This window comes from Sedimenticola thiotaurini (genome assembly GCF_001007875.1).
In the GTDB taxonomy this organism is placed as follows: Bacteria; Pseudomonadota; Gammaproteobacteria; order Chromatiales; family Chromatiaceae; genus Sedimenticola; species Sedimenticola thiotaurini.
On the sequence record NZ_CP011413.1, the window covers coordinates 1 to 19,465 of the forward strand.

Below are 19,465 nucleotides of genomic sequence, written 5' to 3' on the forward strand. Positions count from 1 at the left end.
CTTGATTCGCTGCGTTGTGGCGATCCACAAATTCCCTCATGAACTGGCGTAAGACCTGTGCAGCAGGTAGGTCTTGAGCCTTACAAGCAGCAAAGAATTCGTCACGGAGGAGGGGTTCTAACCTTAGTTTATATTCTGCATTCTTCATGTGGGCTCATTGTGGTCACGATGTACCCACAGAACTATAACAGAACAAACTCATATAAACCACAACCACGCCCGCTTGGCAATCAAACTTTCAAGCGCTATCTATCAACAATGAATTTATAATAATATTCCTATTTCTTTTCATTATTTCCCCAATTTGGTTTATCCACAAAAAGGACACTAATTTCGTCTTTACTATGCTCGTCAAGGGAGAAAGAAACCGACATATCAGCACCTGCAATGTCCTGGTTGTATCTCATACCATCGATCACGCGCCGGGCGTAGCCGTTGGCAATGCCGGCCCAAGGGCTGCCGGTATTGTAAACCGAAAGCGTAGCCTGTAGCCGAGCATAAGGACTGGTGAAGTGATCGGGATATTTAGAGACCAGTTCAGCGGCCTCAAGATAAACCCGGGTCCCAAGCTCAATGTTCTTACAGGGATCGAAGGCCTCCATGATTGGCACGTTGAACCGGGCCAAATTGGCGCTATTCACCTGCATCAGACCCACATCCACGGTATACCCCTGGGATACCATCGAGACCGCGTAAACAGCCGCATCGGTGGCACTGGTGAACTCGGGCACCGGAGGCGTCGGGACGCCCTCCGGAGGATTGACATTGAGCGCCAGGGGGATCTCCTGAGACTCCGCCCTGATAATGGCCTCCACGACAGTCGGAGGCGCACCCAGGTTACATTGATCAATTAGGGCAGGGATATCCATTACTCGTTCACCGCAAATATCAGTTTGGTGCCAAAGAGCCGGGACCAGGCGATGAGGGCAGATCGCTGAATGCCGGGGATCGATGTGCCCCGTGCCCACCAGTCATTCGAGACGCCCACGAGAACATCCGGATCGCCAAGCATGACCACCAGCGGAGGCCATGCCATCAGTTGCTCATAGCAGATCAAAAAGGCCGTCCGCTGGCCGTCAATGATCGCTGTCTGAACCTCGAACCACTGAGGGATAGCACCGGCATCGGTCCAGGGCTTCCACATCGAGACCGGCACCGGCATAAGCTGACTGTAAACCGGGGTGGCCCCATCCACATCGAGACCAAGGACAGAATTCGTGTAACCGCTACCGTTCGCAAGCTCCGCGCCGAATAGTATGGTTTGCCCCTTGTTCCGGGCATGCTGGGCCAGCTCGCCCCATAAAAACAGGGAAGCATCAGACCAGCGCCCGACGATGGTTTCCGGCAAGACCACCACCTTGGCATCCGACCGGTAGACATCTTCAATGATCGATTGCTGCCGCTGGGCATCAGCAAGGTAATCTTGCTGTCCGGAAGCCATCAAAAAGGATGTGTCATGGGCAACCCAGCCAGCAGGAGCTGGCGGGGGCTCCACCTGAATCAGGGTAACGATCAGCGGCAGAGGTAGCGCCAGCAGTGGCCACCGGGTCAACGCCGCAAATAGGGCAATCACAGCGGCCAAGCCAAGCCACCCAGCGCCTGGGAACAGTACCCCGGCAGCCGTGATAGGGTTGGCCCAGCCGAACACACCGATAGGCGGAAGAGAGACCAACAGCAGCGCCAGAAGCCCACGCCAGGCGGTGAAATTGCGAGACCAGAGAGCCGCAAAGGGTAGTGCGTACAGGAGGCCCGCGCCAATCACCAGAAACCAGCCTGAAACATCGGCGGTGCCAAAGAAGATGGCTGCGCCCTGGGGCACATCACGCGCAGCGGCTACATGGTAAACAAACGCCACCGCGCCGGCGCAGAGCCGGCAGGGAGCCAATGCCCATGCAGCGGGCAGAATCAGCGCCAGCGGCAACAACTCGGCATGGCCAGCCCAGGCCAAGGCCCCAGAAACACCAGCAACAGCAATGGAGAAGACCAGACGCAGTGTAAACGGGTAGGTCAGAGGTTGATTAAGGGCTATTCCGTCCATAGCGGTTTCACTTCCTTGAGAACTTGGGTAATCGGCATCGTGCCAAAATAGCGGCCATCGAGAGACCGGGGCGAGTAATCGGACAGCAGGAGAACATGACCGGGAGGCACTGTGCCGCCTGTGGCAGGGATCAATTGACGCCCGGCGCTATCGTATTCGAGCGGCCGGGTGTTACTCACCAGCTCGCCATTGACAACAACGCCCTCCGGAGTCACTGACCAGCTATCGCCTGGTCGTGCCCATATCCGCTTCAGCAGTGGCGCGGTCCCGCTGCAGGCCATACCCCAGGGCAGGTAGCCCCGCTCCTTATAAGTCTCGAAATCGGCCACATGGTCGGCACACGCCAGTACATAAGGCAGACGATCATCACTACCACTGGTCTCTATCCAGAGGCCACGCGGGTAACTGGCCGTGTGGTTAAGATGTAGACCGGCCACCTCGCTACCAACCACGACGATAGCCAGCATCCCAACCGCTGCAACAATGGGTCTTGGGATGCTCATCAGTCAAAAAGTGCATCCAGCTTCGAGGCAGGCCGACTATCAGCGCCGACAGTATCTGCCTCTGCCACAATCCGGTCGGACTCAATAGGCGGCGAGAGTTTCGAGCGCTTGGAGAGCACCGGATCTTTGAAATAGAGCACTTGCTTGCCATAGATCGCATTGAACCCGGACGGCATGATCAGCATGTCGCCGGGTTCCAGAATCTCCCGGCCATCCGGGGATTTTTTGGGACCGGGCAACCTCATGCACTCATCGGCGGTCAGTAGTGGCCGCTCGACCTCCTGCAGGTTCTCTGTGGCACGATCCAGCACAGCGCCGAATCGCCCACCGGAGACCGAGACAGATTTCTTGATGACAGTGGTTTTGCCGGTCATACGCGATAGAAGCTCGGCCGTCTCGATCTTGTTGGGCGCATAAGCAACCCGAACGTGGCAGGCGGATACCACCGCCTCATCCTTGGTATAGGCTTTATGCAGTTGCGCCAGGTCCTGGACAATGAGAAACGCCTTGATGCCGTATCCAGCCAGAAAGGCCAAGGATTGTTCTACCACCTCCAGCCGCCCAAGCGCCGGGAACTCGTCCAGAAGCAGCAGAAGGCGGTGCTTGTAGTGGGCTACCGATCGGCCACCCTCGAACTCCATGCGATCGGTCAGCTTCTGGATGATCTGAGTGAATATAAGCCTTACCAGAGGCCGCAGTCTCGGCAGATCGGCAGGCTTGACGACAATATAGAGGGATACCGGGTCCTCGTGATTCATCAGATCGTCTATGCGGAAATCGCTCTCTTCGGTGTTCCGGGTAATGACCGGATCACGATAAAGGGTGAGATACGAAACCGCTGTTGAATGCACAGACGATAGTTCGCGCTCTTCCCGGTTCAGCATATCCCGTGCAGCCTGGGCAACGGTGGGATGAGTGCCCTCGCTGGTATGCTCAAAATGCACCATTTCCTGCAGGGAGTCATACAGTGTGCGGGCCGGATCGGACAGAAAATAGGATAGGTCGGTCAGCGTAGCCACTCGCCCCTCCGCCTGTTTCTTATAGAGGCAATGCAGTATCACTCCGACAAGTAGGGCATGCCCCGTCTTCATCCAGTGATCGTTGAGGCCTTTCCCCTCTGGATCGGCCATGATGGTGGCCAGGCCCTGGGCATCGCCCACCTCATGTGGAGAACCAAGGCGGATCTCCTGCAGCGGGTTAAATCGCGCCCCGGTGCCACTCGCATCGGAGGGATCAAAACGCAAAACACGCTGCCCGGAGGCCTTTCTCCATCCGGCAGTCAGCGCCCAGTTTTCGCCCTTCATGTCGAAAACCACTACAGAATGAAGCCATGAGAGCAAAGTGGGGATAACCAGGCCGACGCCCTTACCGGAACGGGTCGGAGCGAAGCCAAGAATATGCTCCGGTCCGTCATGCCGGAGGTATTGGATCATCTTCTTGTCCACATACCCGCCAACAAATACACCATCCGCCTTTTTACCCTTCGCGGGCAGTAATCCCGCCTCCTGTATATCCTCCCGCGACGCCCATCTGGCCGTGCCATGCAGGGAGTCATTGGCCGTGGTGCGCCGGCGCGTCAAGGCTACCGCTATGGCATAGAAAGCAAAGACTGTTACCAGCGCAGAGGCCGCAACAAGATAGGCTGTCTGATACAGATCAGGATCTGTGTTACCCCACTGGAGTGACCAGGCAATAAAAGCCCACGGTTCATAGATACGACCAAACAAGGGCTCGCCTAGAGCGGGATCATAGGCATACTGATACGCCGTATATTGTGTCGCGGCGGCGAAGGCCAGCACCGCGCCGAGTAATACGAAAACAATAAGCAAGCCCCAGGACGGGGATTTTCGCTTTAGGGCTTGAACCCCGATCGAGGGAGTAGGGACGGACATTTAACGCTCCTTGTCATGAGATTTACCCGAATGGGTTTCGGTGTTGATGCGAGAACCCAAACGCACACCACGCAGCGCTTGGGCATTTTTGGTATCAACCGGCTTCACCAGGTACTCCCCGGCCTTCTCGAACAGCGCCACCATCGGGCCGCCCTTGGTGCTTCGAAGCCCCCGATAGATCGCCTCGCCAGAATCTTCCTGTGGGCGATAGCGTCGGTGGGGAAGGACGTCGGATACTTTACCTGCGGTAGTGTTACGCGAAGCAATAAAGGCCTGTACCGGGTCAGTCCAGTTCGTGGTTTTCACATGTGAAACTTTTTCCGCTTCCAGATCCGGGTTGGTGAACGACACATCCATATTGAGACGCCCGGCGACCGCCGCCGCCTGGCGCTGGAACTCATTACTGCCCTTGAGCCGTAGATTCTTACCGAATTGGTTGCGAGCCATCCGCAACGCGGCCTCAATGGTCTTGTCATCGAACCGCTCGCCAACCCGTATCCGCTTGCCTTCATCGACGACCTGATGCTTACCGAGAAAATAGGTCACGTCGCCGTTACGACTGACCTTGTAGGTGAAAGACGGGAAAAACGAGGGCTCTGCAGCAGGATTACCCTCGACATAGGACGCACCGGGTTGGTCGCTACGGGGTTTTACGCGCCGTAGCGCAGCCAGGGCATCACTATTGCCCTGTTCGCTCTGTTCACGCAGAAAATCAGGCCAGGATTGTGACCGGTGCGCCGTTCTAACCGCCTCTCGCCGTTTAGCAAACTCACTCTTGATCGACTCCTGCTTTCCCAGTCGCTCCATGCGCAAAACAGAATACTCGGCCCGTTTCTTCGGGCCTCGCAGGTCTCTGCGCTTTTTGAGGGCGGCCCGTTTGACCTGGTGTTCCTTCCGGAGCACACCATAAGCCTTGGATAGCTCAATAGAGAGCCGCTTCAGTTCTTTCTGTCGATCAGCGGCGATCGATGCCTGCCGATCCTTATAGGTCTTCCATAGTGCGTTCGCCGGCGTCTTGGCGAATGGCTTGGGTTCATAGCGCTTAGCCTGGGCGGGAGGTTTAGCGGTGATCACAGGCTCCTGATAGTCGCCCAAGCGCTTGGTCAACTCACCCTTGGACAAGGACCGGCTAACCTTAGAAGCGCGGATAGAAAGGTGATGATCGGACTTGACCCGGATCACAAACCCGGCCCCACGAGGGGCGATCTCAAGACCGTACTCATCGAGCGCCTGGTGCAGTTGCTCCCAGTTCGGTTTCGGTCGCTCCATCAGAGCGACCAAGCGCTGGCTTGGCTCACCCTTGACCCAGGACTGAAAGGATTCCTGCCCCTGCTGCGCCTCGAAATCCTGAGCCCTGGCTGAAACACGCTCCGCCTCCGGATCACCCATATCCACGATCAGGCCATGCCGCTGCTCCAGCTCCCGACACGCGGCTTGTAGCAGGTGATAATCCCTATAGGGCGTGATGTTTCTCAGCGTCTCAGGGTGGACCTTATTGATGGCTATGTGGATATGCAGGTGATCGGTATTGTCGTGGACAGCAGCCAATCGCTGATGGTCTCCCATCCCCAGCGCATCGGCCAATGTCTGTTCGATATCGTCTAGCTGGTCCCGTGCCGGACGCTCGCCCTCATGGAATGAGGCGATCAGATGATAGGTCTTGTCAGACTTTGATCTGGTGTTGAGCGCCTGGGTTGCCTCGATCTCCTTGATCGCCAATTCCATTTCGCCATCCTCTGCTAGGCAGTTCGTAAAGTGGGAATATATTAGCTTTTCTCCATCGTGTTGTGAATCCGCAATATAGCGCGCCAATTGCTGAAAACTGGATTTCCCATCGGATCGGCGATTGGAGCGCTTCGCTATCACAGGGCCTTAACCTTCTTCTTGAGCTCACGCTGTGTGTTCTCGATATCGCGCAGCAGGGCGCGTATATCGGGAACCAGGTCCTTCTCGGCCCCCTTGGCCTGCAGCCAGTGCTTGAGCAATCCGCCCAGTCGCCCCAGGTCGGCATTGACGCGCAGCAGCTCAAGGATCGCCTGCTGATCCAGGGTGCTGGTCGGTTCGACACCGGTCACCAGGTCCCTGATCAGGGATGCGACGGAGGGATAGCTGAAGGCCTTGGCCTTGCGCTCTGCTTCCTCGAACTCTTCTGGAAAAAAACGGATCGGGTAATGCTTCGTCCGTTGTCTCTTCTCACTTCCCATAGGCGGTAGCCTCCAAGCCTCGCAGAGCAGGATTACGTTGAGCACGGTAGTGCGAATAAGGGTGCATTTGTGGCCCGCCGACTTGTTCGCGGTGTTACAAATGCCTATCCTGCCCTATATCTATGTCGTAACTATTTGCAATGATAGGCGAATATACAAGAATATGCACTTTCGTTCGATTGCATAAAATCGCGCGGAATTGCATATAATGCACCCTATGAACAGGCAACGGCTGCTCGAACGCTTACGCAAAACCCGGTCCAGCGGAAAGACCGTAGTAATCGAGCGCTGGCCGGAAATAAAGGAGGCGCTACGCGCCGGCTTCGATAAGAAAAACATCCACCAGGAGCTGCTAAAAGACGGACTGCAGCTCAGCTACGCACAGTTCGCCAGGCTTACCAAAGAGCTGTCCGACGAAGACAAGGAGGCCAACGACCAGACGCAGGAAACAGCACCGACAGCCAAGACAGAAAGGAAGGTCGCGGCTTCGCCTCGACCGGCCTCCAAAAAGAAACCGGCCAAGCCGGAAAGCAGAAACGAACCGCCAGAAGGAGCCGCCAAGAAAGGCGACCGGCGGGGGTTCAAATTCAATCCGAAACCGGATAAAGATGAACTCATTTAAGGAGAAAGCACATGGCAATAGCACACTTCACCATGCAAGGAAAAGGCGGGATTGGTAAGACCTTTGTTGCTGCGATATTAGCGCAATATATTAGCAGTACTTTAGATGAAAACGGGAAACTGGCAGTGGTCGATACTGACCCCGTGAACGCCACGCTTTCGCAATACAACGCCTTCGAGGTTGAGCACCTGGCGATCCAAGACAAGGATTCGACCCGAATCAATGAGCGGAATTTTGACCAGCTCATCGAACAAATGGCCGACGCGCCAGATACCCAATTTGTGGTTGATAACGGCGCCGCCTCTTTCGTGCCGCTCTCCAACTACTTGATCGAAAACACGGCTATCGAAATGCTCTTGGACATGGGCCGGGAGGTCTGGGTGCACCCGGTAATAACGGGCGGCCAAGGCATGCTGGACACGCTGAACGGCTTGGCTCAGCTTATCGACCAAATGCCGAAAACCGTCAAGATAGTGGTTTGGAAAAACACCTATTTCGGGGACATCGAGCAGAATGGCAAGCCGTTCGAACAAATGGCCGTCTATAAGAAGCACGCCGACCGCATTCACGCGGTCGTAGAGATCCCAAAATATTCCGCCGATACCTACGGTATCGACATCGAGCAGATGCTACAGCAAAAGCGCTCTTTCGCTCAGGCCGTGGAAAGCCCAGGATTCGGCCTGATGAGCCGCCAGCGCCTCAAGAACGCCCAGCGGGATATCTTCGAGCGCGTGAGCGAGGTATTAAGCTAGTGGAACTCGACAGAGAGCGGCTGATCCAGGAGGTCGCGGCTCGCTGGGGCTTGGTAATCAGTAAAGATGATCCCATCATTGGCGCTGTCGCGCTCAATGATGTGGTCCTGGATTTACACATGGGTCGCCTCTCGTCGGCCCTCGAAGACCAATCCACCAGGCTGGATTCACTCAACCAGCAACAAATAAACGCCAGTAAGCAGATTGCCAAAAAGATCATTGGTGAGGCCCTGGCGCTGGCCACGACCGAAATCAGACAGCAGGCGAAACAAACCCAGCAGCAAACAGATCAGGCGGTAGGTGATCAGATAAAGGCGCTCGGCGCTGCCCTGGATGACAGGGCGGCGCTCAAGCGGCAATTGATGTGGGCTTGGTCTACGGCGGGATTTCTGGGGTTACTGCTGGTAGTGGTACTTCTTATGGTGGCGTAAGTGGTTACTTACCGTAAACCCACTTCAGAGTGATATTTCTAGAAACTAGTCTACCCTTATAATTTGTGGACTCATCATCAAATGGAGTTGTTTATGAAACACAGCAATATATTCTACCTATCAGTCAGCGTTCTCCTTCTCAGTACCTTCCAATCCCCCCTTTCCGCAGACTCACAGTTCGAAAAAAACATGGAAAATGCTCAAAAAATTGACGCGGAAATGGAAGGCGATAGACAGAAAGAAAATATGCGCGACAAATCCCATGATTTCCCCCGCATAAAAACAGGGGAGGACACATCTATAGGTGCAGACCCCAGCAAGAAAGAGGTCAATATTAGGCACACCTACTAAGTAAGCGATGATTTGGGGCACATATCGTGTCCCAAGAGAATATAGATGGAGGTGGCAATGAGAGTTGCAATTGACAAGGCTGTAATAGCATTCATCCTAGTAGCCACTAGTCTGGTTGAAGCGGCTCCTTCACCATCCTGTATTTTGATAGATGCAATTAATAACTCAAATAGTATCCAGATGTATTATCAAAATATGTGCGGTGAGTGCGTAGAATTAACACCATACATCAGAAGCTCTACCGGAAAATACAGGATGGGAACCAATCTCCCAACGTTATCGAGGGGTACCAACAGGCTTAGGTTGGATGCAGGAGAAAATCAAAACGTCTTCTTTGATTGGCAGGTTGGGACTTGGACAGGAATATCAAAAAATGTGAAGGCCTGCCGGTAATATTCGGGTCGCCTGACCACTGATACCACAGCCGCGCCGCTTCGCGTCGCCCCTCGCTTTGCCTTCGTTGGCCCTTTTAGGGGCCACTCCGGCAGTCTCAGGCACTGGGCTGTGGAATCCGTGGACAGCCGTGTGCTACCGGCCCAGGTCGTGCCCCTTCTCATTACTGTCCGACTTCTGGTTAGGCTCGATCTTCTTTACCCTTTTGTCCGCCGCCTCTTGTTCCCGATCCGGTTGCTGGGAAATGGTTAGATCCATTCCTATCAGCTCATTGCCGGGATCTTGGAAATCATCGGCCCGGTGTGCGATCAGGGTATTGTCTGCCACCTGCTGATAGATGAATCGCTCATCAGCATCTACGATTTCACCACTGTACTGATAATCCGGCTTGGCAGGCCAGATCGTCGCCCCTTTCTCCTCGGCCACCTGGTTAAGATATTTCTCAGTTAGCTCGGCATATGGGCCATCGGCACGTTTCTGCATACGATCCATAATCGCATCCCGATCCATATCCGTAGAGGCCCAATCGTGGTCGGAAAATTCAGAAAGGCCCGCCTCCAGGGCCTCCATCATCCGATCCACCTCCATCAAGGCAATCCGGATATCCTCTAGGTTTCCGGATCGGATTGCATTCTCCACGACCAGCGAAGATTGAACGTCAGTGGACTCCATGAGTTCACTTATTTTCTCTTCCAGCGACTCCTGCTCTGGGGTATCAGGGGCAAGGTTTAATTCCATAGGGTCAACTCCTTGTGTAGATCCACGGGTAAAGAAAGCCGCCTGCTGCGGCTCTGGGAACGCTATTTCATAGCGTGTGCTGCGGCCCTGGCCATGAGAGACCAAAGCCCCAATATCGCGCAGCTCGCCCAAGTCCCGAGTCGCGGTAGACTGGGAGCACTTGGTAATAGTCATGTAGTTTTTTCCGGACAGGCCACCGGCGAAGCCCTTTCGACCCTCCGCGAAAACGCGCGCTATGGCCTTGGCCTGGCGGTCGTTGAGATGATCGGCGAAGGCCTCATAAAAACGAGCCTTGTTCAGCACAAAATCAACCTCTTCCCGGGCAACATCCTGGGCTTTGTTCACGGTGGCAGTGAAGAAATCGATAAAAGGATTGATATTCAAGCTAGCGCCCTTACTGGATTGGGCCAGTGCTGCATAGTAGTTCTTGCGGTCCTCGTTGATCGCCGTTGCCAGGCACGCAATCGTCGGTCGCCCCAGTGATTGAGAAAGCGCGTGGTCGGAAATGGCGCGCCCTACCCGCCCATTGCCATCATCAAACGGGTGTATGGACTCAAACCACAGGTGGGCGACTGCTGCTCGAATCGGGCCGGATATCTCCGGCGCTGTCGATTTTTCTGGATTGGTACTGTTGTACCAATCCAGAAAACGATCCATTTCCCCCTGCACGTCTTTAGCCGCTGGCGCTTCAAAGTGAACCTTGTAATGACCTATCGGACCGCTGACGATTTGCATGGCATCACCCCGATACATACCCCGCAACGCCAGGCTGGTTCTGTCCTCTGGACAGGCCATTGTCTGCCAGCCACCAAGTAATTCATGGGTGAGCGGCTGATCCCATTTTTTTCGAACATCTACCATCAGCGCCGCCGCACCTGCTGCCTTTTCATCGGAATTCGGCGACGCCACCTCTTTGCCGATCAGGTGCAGCAATGAGGAACGCACAGAATCACGGTCCAGGGTTTCACCCTCGATAGCGCTGGTGGTGATCGCCTCCGAAAGCATGAGGTCAATGACGGTATCAGACTGATAACGTTCGGCCATCCCCTCGATCCTGCCGGAGAGCCGTTCCGCCGAACGATAGAAGGCTTCGACTCGCTCCTTGAACAGAGACGGGTCGTACTCAAAATTGGGCCAATCAGGGTGTTGCCAGTTCCACATGGGCAAATTATAACCGCTAATTTGCCCAGTAAACAGAGATTTTTGATTAGATTAAGCTGAGAAATCGCCTCAGATTTTCACATGTGAAACTTTTCAAAATCCGGATCGTGCTTTTTTAACCACTCTGCCGCTGCCAGCGCCGCCCATAATGGCGGCTTGCCGGATGCTGCCCAGTTGGTGAGGGTCTGCCCGGGAATATCGGTTCGCGGGCGGATCAAGCGGCTCTTGACCGCAAGCCGTGTCAGCTCCGAAGCCGCCTGAGAAGGCGTCCCCTGAAAACCGGCTCGATATGCCCTTAATACCAGGCGGCGTTGATCCATTGGTACGCTCATAATGTTCTAGTCAGGGATGAATCTGATCTTTCAGTTTGGCGAGTACGGCATGAAGCTCCTGGATCTCCTCTTCACCCATGCTCGTTAAGCCATAATCATAGGCCGCTAAAATAGCCGCCTCCTCTTCTGCGGTGAGCTCAACCCTCCGCTCGCCGCCTTCGACCATATTTAGATACCTCTCCATAATCATAACGTGTGCCTCTAAAAAGGCGGTGCCTTCTGGCACCGCCTCTTTATTCATGAAATATGGTTCATCACTCGCTTGAGCTCGGCACGGTCAGCAAAATCAATTCGCAGATAACCGCCCTCCCCCTCTTCGTGCAGCGCTACGTTAACGCCCAAAAGACTAGAGAGATTCCTGGTCAATAGATCGATGGCTTGTAGCTCGGAGCCATCTTCACACGGCCCGCCCTCTTCCTCTGTAGATTCGGGTTCACTGCCCACCACCCGATCCAGCCGCTTAGGCTGATTCTCCCTCTTGGGGGCTGCCGGTAAGGGCTCCTGATCCTCGGATTGCCCTCCGCTTGGCTCAGTTACAGACTCTTGCACGGATTGCGCCTGAGCAGTTTCCTTCGGGGGGTCTTTCGGTTCTTCAACCCTGCCCTTTGCAATATCAACCGCCTGACGAACCATCGACCGGTTGATATCCGTCCGGCGTTGCAGTCGCTCAAAAGCTTCCGCGTCCAGCTTATGCAGATCCACCAGCATCGAGAGCGTTTCCGGATCTCGGGTCGCCCCGCTTTCCACAAATGGCGCTACCAATTCCAGACCTTTGGCGATCTTGCGACGTACCGACACCCACGCTGCTTTTTTCCCCAGCGCCTTGGCAACCTCACTGGCCTTACCCAGCTCCTTGACCAGGCGAGCCACTGCCTCGGCTTCTTCCAGGATCGGTACATTCTCACGATCCAGGTTTTCGCAGAGCTGTACCGCCAGCAAAGAACCCTCAAACTCCCGAATAACAACCGGGATGGTATCGAGGTTGGCTAGCTGTGCAGCTCTCCATCGCCGTTCGCCAGTGACCACAAAATAACCGTTTCCTTCGGGATCGGGTCGCACCACGATAGGCTGAATCACGCCTTGAGCAGCAATCGAAGCGGCGAGACTTTCGAGGCCTTCTGGATCGATGGTTTTACGTGGCTGCAGGGGATCACGCTCTATCAGTTCAACAGCTACTTCGGATGGAGCACCGGTCCCAGCCTGGTCCGCCTCATCCATCAAGCTGGCAAGTGAAGAGATTCCTTTTTTCATTTTGTAGCCCTCTCAATAACGGCGGTGACAACGTGACGCATTTCTTTGGCTGCCATAGCAGCACTCTGGCCTCGGGTGTATTTCCATACAGGATGGCCGTTATCGATAGCATCGGAAACGGCCACTCGTGACGGTAATATGTACGGAAGCACCTTATCCCCCAGCACCTGGCGCAGCTCGGACAGCCTGGCGGTTTGTGTCTTGCTTCGCTGGTTAACCAGGTTGGGCAGGACGCCCAGATTTTTCAGGCGTGGGTTGAATTTCTTTTTGATGGTAATAATGGTTCGCTGCAATTCGGTTAATCCATCTATGGAGTAACCATTAAGCGCCATTGGCGATACCACGGAATCCCCAGCAATCAGGGCAGCCAGCAGACGACGCCCCAAATTCGGCGGGGTGTCGATAATGCACAAATCGTAATCCTTTTCCCATCTACGCAGATGCGCGGCAGGGTGTTCGATCGTGTCCAGCGGGAGTCCTTCAACATCATTTATCGCCATGTCTGCCGGAACAATAGCGAGTCGGTCGCTAATAGCCAGTGGCGCACCACAAGATTTCTTTTTAAACAGATGGGAAGCGTGTGCACCGGTTGGCGCAATCTCTTCGATAAAGGTATGAGTAGAATTCGCCTGGCCGTCGAAATCGACCAGCAGGACGCGAAGCCCCTGTTCTACAGCACCCCAAACCAAATGGACAGCAACGGTGGATTTACCGACCCCGCCTTTTTGGTTCGCAATAACCAACGTTTTCATGGAACACCTCTTGAAGGCATGGCCTTATGGCCGTGAAATTATGGCTGTAAGCCGAGGAAGTGCTAATATATTAGCACTTTCGGCAATTTTTTCAACTGTTTTTTTCACATGTGAAACTTTTTTGGGCCTTCCGTGGCCCCATTGTACCTAAAAAAGTCCGGGTTGAATGGGTGGTGACACCCGATATTTAACCCCGGCATTCTCATAGATTGCCGCCAGAATGGCACCGGCATCTTCACCCATCGGCTGCACTATTCGGGTATCAAGAAAGGTACTCCTAAACCCAGTTTCGGTCAGATCCTCCCAACCTTCGGAAGCCGCATAGAAGGCAATATGCGAAACGTCAGTAATACCGAAATAGTCATAGGACACGATCAAATAGCAAACCCGTGTCACCTCGTCATGAGTCAGTAAGACCGTGGAATAATCGCGCCTTTCGGCGCGACCCTCCACGGTTCCACGATCATAGATTGTATAATCAGGCTTCATCGATCAGCCTGCTTTTTTCTGCTGCGCGTCTGCATAGGCACTCATCACCCAGTCATGCGCCTTCTGCGCCTGAGCCGCCGCCTTGAAAATGGCCCGCTTGTCATTACGCAGCACTTCCAGCCAGCTAGACAGATAATCAGCATGGTCTTGAACCATACCCGGCAGCGAGAGCCCCGCCATCAGAAACGCCGCGCCAATCTCGGCCACCAGCTCCTCAAAGGCGTAATCTGCACCCCGGATCTCCGATTCGTATTTAGGACGGTCGCAACGGTGCTTTGCCTTGGTCGCGTGGGTCAGTTCGTGCAGCGCCGTAGCATAGAAATCTTCGGGATTGCCGAAACGGTCTCGGTCCGGCATATGAACCCGATCGGTAGAGGGCCGATAGAAGGCGCGGGTCCCACCCTCGACGATATCCACGCCGGAGGACTCTAGGATCTGCTCGGCCATCTGGTGAGGCTCGAACCCGCCACCAGCGGCCAGCTTGGCCGGGCTGTCTATCCCGTCGATCTGATCCAGATTGAAAACCGTGAAGGTGCGCAGCATGGGCACAGCCGCCTTGACCTCGTTCCCATCCTTGTCTAATTCGCCAGTGTCCTTCTCCAGGGTCTTATAGAAAATGATGGTTGTTCCCTTTTCGCCCTTGCGCACCTGGCCACCTTTCTCCTTGGCCTGTTTGTAGGTCATCCAGTGCGAAGAACTGAACCCTTGATCCTCCTGGGAGATCCACAGCAGCAGAATATTCAGCCCGTTGTAGTGGTTCCCAGTGTTGTGGTTGACCGGCAAGGTCAGCTCGCCCGAACCATCCCAGCGGGACCGGACAGGGTTTGCGCCTGCTTCCATACGGGCAATCAGTTTGTCGGTTACTTCCTGATAAAAATCGCGTTTCGCTTTCATAGTCACCTCTTCAAGGCATGGCCAAGGTTGGCCGGGGTTAAGGGTTTTGCTGTTTTAAGCATTGAGCGCTTGCGCTCCTGACCCACTGGCGAAGTGCGGGGGTAGAGAGTGCAAGGGGAGGGGGATCACCCGGCCTGCACAAATGGAGCGAAGCGGAATGCGGAAGGTTGGGGAGACCCCTTGCGCGAGCGAGGGGCGGAGCCCCTTATCAGAAGCCCGATCAGTTGGGAGCCCTGGCGAGCATCTGTGAGGGCGTTAGAAAAGAAGGGAAACCGATAGTCCCGATCAGGGTCTATCGGGCAATACCGAACACAATGCCATCAACCTGGACAGCAAGCAGAGCCCCTTATTCGCCTCTAAAAGGCCCGCTAGGGCGGCCATAGGAAAGGTATGAGAAAGCCTTGCAAACTAGCTGTTATGTGGTCTGCGGGCTGCTCAGGGGCTGAGGCGCGAGAAAATGACCCAGGCCTTGGCAGGATCGCCCCCGCGCCTGGTAGACCATTACTAGCCTTTCGTCGGCTGCCGGGCTAGCCCGGCGTAAGCCGCTTATATGATTTTGAGTTTTGAATAATTTGGCTGACCAGAGGGAAGCCAGTTGGATAGCATGCGAGCCGAGGCGAGCATTCATTATTGGTGTATCGATAAGGGGTATCGGCTTGCCGACTCCTTGTAGCTGGCCAAGGATGGCCAGCGTAGGCCGCGAAGCGGGGCGACTACAGGATGTAGGAGGGTAGGCGCTGCCGTAGGCAGCATTGCGATAGCGATGTGAAGTGCAAAGTCCTGTCCACAGGGCAGGATGAGCGTTTAGCGAACACGGAACGTAGCGCCGGCGGAGCCGGATCGCTCAAGTTATCCACAGTGCACGGATTGTATCTTGTTTATGCTTGTTTATTATACTTGTTTATAAGGCCTGAAAATCACAAATAAAACAAAAAGATATGTGGTATTCGGGTAACAGATTTACGGTTAAAAACTACAGATTTGCGGTTAAGAACTACAGATTCACGGCTTAGCGCTACAAATTTACGGCGCTATCCACAGGCTCCCAAAAACTGCTACAGATTTGCGGCGAGCGCGATAATGCTACAGATTTGCGGCTCGCTCAGGAAGAAAAGGCGAATTAGTAGTGCTACAAATTCACGGCAAAGGTATTCGTGCTACAGATTTACGGCAGAAATAAAGGACTGGTGCTACAAAATCACGGCGAGAGTAACAACGCTAGCAGAATGTAGCAAAATAGAATATGCTACAAAAATAACTGCATGTAGCAAGAGGCCGCAATGGAAGCAAAAGAAAAAAATAAAGCACCGGAAGAAACCAAGGCGCTACTGGTAACAAAGGCCAACTCGCTCATTGAGGCGGCCTACACCCTCTCATTGAACGAGCAAAGAATAATCCTGGCCTGCGCTGCCCAACTCGACGGGCGCAAACCTCCCCCTAGAAACACCTTCCTTCTCACAGTGGATGAATTCCAAGGGCTGTTCGGAACCGACCCGAAGAGCACCTACAAAGAAATGGAAGAGGCCACCAATCGACTATACGAACGGGATATTCGAAAGATCGACGGGCAGACCAGAAAACGCATGCGCTGGGTTTACATGGCCGAGTATCAGAAAGGGGAGGGGAGGGTAAAACTCGGATTCTCCCCCGAGATAACTCCATACCTCACCATGCTGAACAAACGCCATACCACCTACCAGCTAAATGAAGTAAGAGGGCTAGGCTCTGCCTATTCGATCAGGCTATACGAAATGCTGGCTCGGTTCCGGGACACGGGATGGTTTGCCATTTCAGTGGACGACTTCAAAGAGCGGCTGCAATTGGTCGGCAAATACCCAAGGTTCTCGAACCTGAAAGCACGGGTTATCGATCCGGCAGTTAAAGAGATAAGGGCAAAAACATCACTGGATGTGAGTTGGCAGCCAATAAAAAAAGGGCGGACCGTGGAAACAATACGCTTCTCCTTTGAGGAAAAGGCGCAAATGGAACTCCTATAGGGCACATAGAATGAGAGAGGCAAGGTGGACTCCTTAAAGAACCTGGCGCGAATGATCGCGGAAAATCCAAACAACCAAAAGATATACGACAAGATGGATTACACTTTGGACAAGGAAATGTTTGTGAAGCGTTACGGGAAACAGATAGCGAAACTGCTATCCGGACTGATTTCCGAAAAAGTGGGGCAGGAGGCCGCTCGCATGGTCTGGGAGCAAAAAAAGAGGGGCTAAGCACCCCTAAAGTTTCACATGTGAAAAACTCACCCCGGCAGTAACGTCCGCCAGAGACGCCGCAGAAAGGCGCCCAGGGTGATCCAGACTGCACCAAGGATGATGCCCAGCACAAAGGCTACCGCATACGCGAGAGCGAAAGCAGCGGCTAAGGAAAGCAAGAAGTACATAATGATCCCCCCTATGGCCGGGCCTCAGCCCGGCCTGATTGTTTGGTTAGTCCTCTGCCGGCTCGGCAGGGACCCGCTCCTTGGGCGGCAGCAAGACGATTTCACCGTTTATCGGCGTGGCAAAGAGGCGAACCTGAAATCCGCCCTTGCTGTTGGGCCAGGCTGCGCCGACCCGGTTGAAGTAACTTTTTTCGTCACTACCGGACACGGTATAGGCGATTAGGCTTGGCTTGTTGGTGCTTGCTTCTGACATGTTACGCTCTCCTGCGTTGTGTGAATTGACGTCCTGTAAAGCCGGGTAAATAAACGATGACAAAGGGCCAGGCAAGTGGATGGTGCGACCCGCAGCGAAGCGAGGACAGGGTAACGCAGCCTGGGCACAGCATTCCCTTTTTATCGAAAGCGACCGGCTAAAGTCCTATTATATTCCCACTACTGGAAAAAGAAACTGGAAGCGAAAGCCCGAGCAAGGCAAAATAAGCACATACACGGAAGTAACAATCTAAAAGGGAACTGATGAGTGACATGCCAACAGGGCTGAACGATAGTCCGCAAAACATCGTCCAGCGCCTAACAAGAGTGGCCCGTGAAAGGATGAACAACCAAAACAATAGCGGGATCAGCAAAAGTGCACGGGCGATCTTAGCAAAGAACCTACTCCGACTCAGAAAAGCCCACGGATACGGCCAGCAAGAGCTTGCAGACCTGTCAGGACTATCCAAATCATTCATCGGTGGGCTGGAAAACGCACGGATGAATGTCAGCCTGGATAACCTGGAAAGCCTCAGCCGAGTTCTTGGGGTAGAGGTGTTTGTGCTGCTTATACCCCCCGACGACCCAGACCCCGACAAGTAAGCCAATCCACGCCGAACAGAATTCCTTACCAATATGCTAGGGCAATATGCCCTACGCCTCGAAGATAGATAAAAACAGGGCTTTACAACTGCCAAAAGAGCTAATATATTACCACCAGAATTAAAGGTGGAAATTAGCTATGGAACGGCTCGCTAGACTGACCCGCAAGTTACAAACCGAACTCGGAAGCGATATTGTCTCCGCTCTTAAAGACGGCTCCGTCACTGACATATACCTGAACGACGATGGCGCGGTGTGGGTACACCGCGCCGGAGAACCGAAGAAGGTTCTCACGAAGATGAGCGCCACACAGGCGGACAACCTGATTCGCACCGTGGCCTCTATGTCCGGGGGCATGATCACCGACAAGAAACCCGTGGTAGAAGCAAGGCTCCCCAACGGCGAGCGCTTTATCGGGGACATGGCCCCAATCTCACGACACCCGACATTCTGTATCCGGAAGCCCGCACGAGTCGTCTACACCCTCGAAAGCTATGTCGAAAACGGCATGATGACCGAGGCACAACACCAGGCCATCAAACAGGCCGTCACAAACCGTAAAAATATACTGGTCGTCGGCGGCACGGGCTCAGGAAAAACCACGCTTACCAACGCCATTCTGGGCGCGATAGCCGAGATCACCCCGGAAGACCGAATCCTGATTTTCGAGGACACCCAGGAGCTGCAGTGCAGCGCTCCGGATCGCTCATTCAAGCTGACCAGCGATGAAGTGGATATGCGAGCACTGCTACGCGCCAGTATGCGCCAGATGCCGGACCGGATCGTAGTGGGCGAGGTGCGCGGCGCAGAGGCGGAGGTGGTGCTCAAGGCATGGAATACCGGTCACGAGGGTGGCGTGGTCACACTGCATGCAAATTCAGCAAGGGAGGGCGTGGAGAAGTTCCAGGAATACGTGGAAGAAGGATTGCCGGGTACTGACAAACGAAGGGCCATCGCTTCAGCGGTGGACCTGGTTTGTTACATGCCCAAGCGCAAGAAAGGAGTGCCACCCAGGCTTGAAGAGGCGGTATGGCTCGAAGGGCTAAAGGACGGCGAATATTTTTTTACAACGCACAGGAAAGAAGGATGAATCTGAAAAATACAAAGATACTGATGGTCGCTACGGCGGTACTGCTGTTCTTTATCGCAGGTGAAGCCCTTGCCGGTACGGCCACAGGTCTGCCGTGGGAAACCCCGCTGCAAACCCTGACCAACTCCATCACCGGACCTGTTGCGCTGGCTATCTCGCTGATCGCCATCGTTGTCGGTGGCGGCATGCTGATCTGGGGCGGTGAAATCAACGATTTCGCCCGCAAGATGATTCTGATCGTGTTGGTGATCGCGCTCATCGTCATGGCCACCAATGTTCTGACCACACTGTTCGGTGCAACTGGCGCGGTGGTGTAGCC

General features: G+C 54.3%; 24 protein-coding genes. 10 read left to right on the plus strand and 14 right to left on the minus strand.

All coding sequences use genetic code 11. The features are described 5' to 3' along the window. Positions 1 to 278: 278 nt before the first annotated feature. The 6 genes from AAY24_RS18135 to AAY24_RS18160 are packed head-to-tail and all read right to left on the minus strand — an operon-like array spanning position 279 to position 6,637. Positions 279 to 869 (minus strand): transglycosylase SLT domain-containing protein, encoded by a 591-nt coding sequence (locus AAY24_RS18135; RefSeq protein WP_052761387.1) that lies wholly within the window; start codon positions 867 to 869, stop codon positions 279 to 281. Further along, on the minus strand, positions 869 to 2,038 hold the full coding sequence (locus tag AAY24_RS18140; RefSeq protein WP_052761388.1) for a carbon-nitrogen hydrolase family protein: 1,170 nt from the start codon (positions 2,036 to 2,038) through the stop codon (positions 869 to 871). Before AAY24_RS18140 ends, AAY24_RS18135 begins: the two co-directional genes overlap by 1 nt. Continuing rightward, on the minus strand, positions 2,026 to 2,541 hold the full coding sequence (gene traF / locus AAY24_RS18145; RefSeq protein ID WP_046861466.1) for a conjugative transfer signal peptidase TraF: 516 nt from the start codon (positions 2,539 to 2,541) through the stop codon (positions 2,026 to 2,028). The genes AAY24_RS18140 and traF overlap by 13 nt, the downstream gene beginning before the upstream one ends. Continuing rightward, positions 2,541 to 4,433 (minus strand): type IV secretory system conjugative DNA transfer family protein, encoded by a 1,893-nt coding sequence (locus AAY24_RS18150; RefSeq protein WP_046861467.1) that lies wholly within the window; start codon positions 4,431 to 4,433, stop codon positions 2,541 to 2,543. The genes traF and AAY24_RS18150 overlap by 1 nt, the downstream gene beginning before the upstream one ends. Beyond that, positions 4,434 to 6,299: a TraI/MobA(P) family conjugative relaxase gene (gene traI, locus AAY24_RS18715; RefSeq protein WP_082117277.1), complete on the minus strand. Its 1,866-nt coding sequence runs from the start codon at positions 6,297 to 6,299 to the stop codon at positions 4,434 to 4,436. After that, a complete protein-coding gene (locus AAY24_RS18160) occupies positions 6,296 to 6,637 on the minus strand; it encodes a plasmid mobilization protein (protein WP_046861468.1) in 342 nt (113 codons plus the stop codon). The genes traI and AAY24_RS18160 overlap by 4 nt, the downstream gene beginning before the upstream one ends. Before the next feature lie 208 nt (positions 6,638 to 6,845). On the opposite strand from AAY24_RS18160, the gene AAY24_RS18165 reads away from it, so the two are divergent. From AAY24_RS18165 to AAY24_RS19360, 5 genes are all read left to right on the plus strand, one after another. Then, a complete protein-coding gene (locus AAY24_RS18165) occupies positions 6,846 to 7,259 on the plus strand; it encodes a hypothetical protein (RefSeq protein ID WP_234422311.1) in 414 nt (137 codons plus the stop codon). A gap of 11 nt (positions 7,260 to 7,270) precedes the next feature. Then, positions 7,271 to 8,011, plus strand: coding sequence for a P-loop NTPase family protein (locus AAY24_RS18170; protein ID WP_046861470.1), 741 nt, complete (start codon positions 7,271 to 7,273; stop codon positions 8,009 to 8,011). Continuing rightward, a complete protein-coding gene (locus AAY24_RS18175; RefSeq protein WP_046861471.1) occupies positions 8,011 to 8,442 on the plus strand; it encodes a hypothetical protein in 432 nt (143 codons plus the stop codon). Before AAY24_RS18170 ends, AAY24_RS18175 begins: the two co-directional genes overlap by 1 nt. A gap of 93 nt (positions 8,443 to 8,535) precedes the next feature. Next, positions 8,536 to 8,793 carry a hypothetical protein gene (locus AAY24_RS18180; RefSeq protein WP_199930603.1) on the plus strand — a complete coding sequence of 86 codons (258 nt, stop codon included), beginning with the start codon at positions 8,536 to 8,538 and terminating at the stop codon, positions 8,791 to 8,793. Positions 8,794 to 8,850: 57 nt separating this feature from the next. Beyond that, the gene (locus tag AAY24_RS19360) at positions 8,851 to 9,186 is read left to right on the plus strand and encodes a hypothetical protein (protein ID WP_199930604.1); all 336 of its coding nucleotides are present in this window, start codon (positions 8,851 to 8,853) and stop codon (positions 9,184 to 9,186) included. Between the two features lie 135 nt (positions 9,187 to 9,321). On the opposite strand, the gene AAY24_RS18720 is transcribed toward AAY24_RS19360, so the two are convergent. The 7 genes from AAY24_RS18720 to AAY24_RS18215 form a co-directional block, all read right to left on the minus strand. Then, positions 9,322 to 11,085 (minus strand): Fic family protein, encoded by a 1,764-nt coding sequence (locus AAY24_RS18720; protein WP_082117279.1) that lies wholly within the window; start codon positions 11,083 to 11,085, stop codon positions 9,322 to 9,324. 77 nt (positions 11,086 to 11,162) lie between these two features. Further along, positions 11,163 to 11,417: a hypothetical protein gene (locus AAY24_RS18190; protein ID WP_234422312.1), complete on the minus strand. Its 255-nt coding sequence runs from the start codon at positions 11,415 to 11,417 to the stop codon at positions 11,163 to 11,165. A gap of 10 nt (positions 11,418 to 11,427) precedes the next feature. Then, the gene (locus tag AAY24_RS18195) at positions 11,428 to 11,658 is read right to left on the minus strand and encodes a hypothetical protein (protein WP_046861474.1); all 231 of its coding nucleotides are present in this window, start codon (positions 11,656 to 11,658) and stop codon (positions 11,428 to 11,430) included. Next, on the minus strand, positions 11,655 to 12,668 hold the full coding sequence (locus tag AAY24_RS18725) for a ParB/RepB/Spo0J family partition protein (RefSeq protein WP_082117280.1): 1,014 nt from the start codon (positions 12,666 to 12,668) through the stop codon (positions 11,655 to 11,657). Before AAY24_RS18725 ends, AAY24_RS18195 begins: the two co-directional genes overlap by 4 nt. Next, on the minus strand, positions 12,665 to 13,420 hold the full coding sequence (locus AAY24_RS18205) for a ParA family protein (protein WP_046861475.1): 756 nt from the start codon (positions 13,418 to 13,420) through the stop codon (positions 12,665 to 12,667). Before AAY24_RS18205 ends, AAY24_RS18725 begins: the two co-directional genes overlap by 4 nt. A gap of 147 nt (positions 13,421 to 13,567) precedes the next feature. After that, entirely contained in the window at positions 13,568 to 13,909 is a 342-nt protein-coding gene (locus AAY24_RS18210) for a hypothetical protein (protein WP_046861476.1), read from the minus strand. Between the two features lie 3 nt (positions 13,910 to 13,912). Continuing rightward, positions 13,913 to 14,803, minus strand: coding sequence for an ArdC family protein (locus AAY24_RS18215; RefSeq protein WP_046861477.1), 891 nt, complete (start codon positions 14,801 to 14,803; stop codon positions 13,913 to 13,915). Between the two features lie 1,280 nt (positions 14,804 to 16,083). Here AAY24_RS18215 and AAY24_RS18220 point away from each other — a divergent pair. Both AAY24_RS18220 and AAY24_RS18225 read left to right on the plus strand, forming a co-directional pair. Then, entirely contained in the window at positions 16,084 to 16,800 is a 717-nt protein-coding gene (locus AAY24_RS18220) for a replication initiation protein (protein WP_046861478.1), read from the plus strand. Between the two features lie 24 nt (positions 16,801 to 16,824). After that, the gene (locus AAY24_RS18225; protein WP_199930600.1) at positions 16,825 to 17,031 is read left to right on the plus strand and encodes a hypothetical protein; all 207 of its coding nucleotides are present in this window, start codon (positions 16,825 to 16,827) and stop codon (positions 17,029 to 17,031) included. Positions 17,032 to 17,247: 216 nt separating this feature from the next. On the opposite strand, the gene AAY24_RS19040 is transcribed toward AAY24_RS18225, so the two are convergent. Continuing rightward, entirely contained in the window at positions 17,248 to 17,454 is a 207-nt protein-coding gene (locus AAY24_RS19040) for a hypothetical protein (RefSeq protein WP_082117281.1), read from the minus strand. A gap of 263 nt (positions 17,455 to 17,717) precedes the next feature. Between AAY24_RS19040 and AAY24_RS18235 the strand changes: the two genes are divergently transcribed. The 3 genes from AAY24_RS18235 to AAY24_RS18245 all read left to right on the plus strand — a co-directional run bounded on the left by AAY24_RS18235 (position 17,718) and on the right by AAY24_RS18245 (position 19,463). Beyond that, complete coding sequence (locus AAY24_RS18235) at positions 17,718 to 18,056, plus strand: helix-turn-helix domain-containing protein (RefSeq protein WP_234422310.1); 339 nt, start codon at positions 17,718 to 17,720, stop codon at positions 18,054 to 18,056. Positions 18,057 to 18,195: 139 nt separating this feature from the next. Further along, positions 18,196 to 19,146 (plus strand): P-type conjugative transfer ATPase TrbB, encoded by a 951-nt coding sequence (gene trbB, locus AAY24_RS18240; protein ID WP_046861481.1) that lies wholly within the window; start codon positions 18,196 to 18,198, stop codon positions 19,144 to 19,146. Continuing rightward, the gene (locus AAY24_RS18245; protein WP_046861482.1) at positions 19,143 to 19,463 is read left to right on the plus strand and encodes a TrbC/VirB2 family protein; all 321 of its coding nucleotides are present in this window, start codon (positions 19,143 to 19,145) and stop codon (positions 19,461 to 19,463) included. The genes trbB and AAY24_RS18245 overlap by 4 nt, the downstream gene beginning before the upstream one ends. The last annotated feature ends 2 nt before the right edge of the window (positions 19,464 to 19,465 follow it).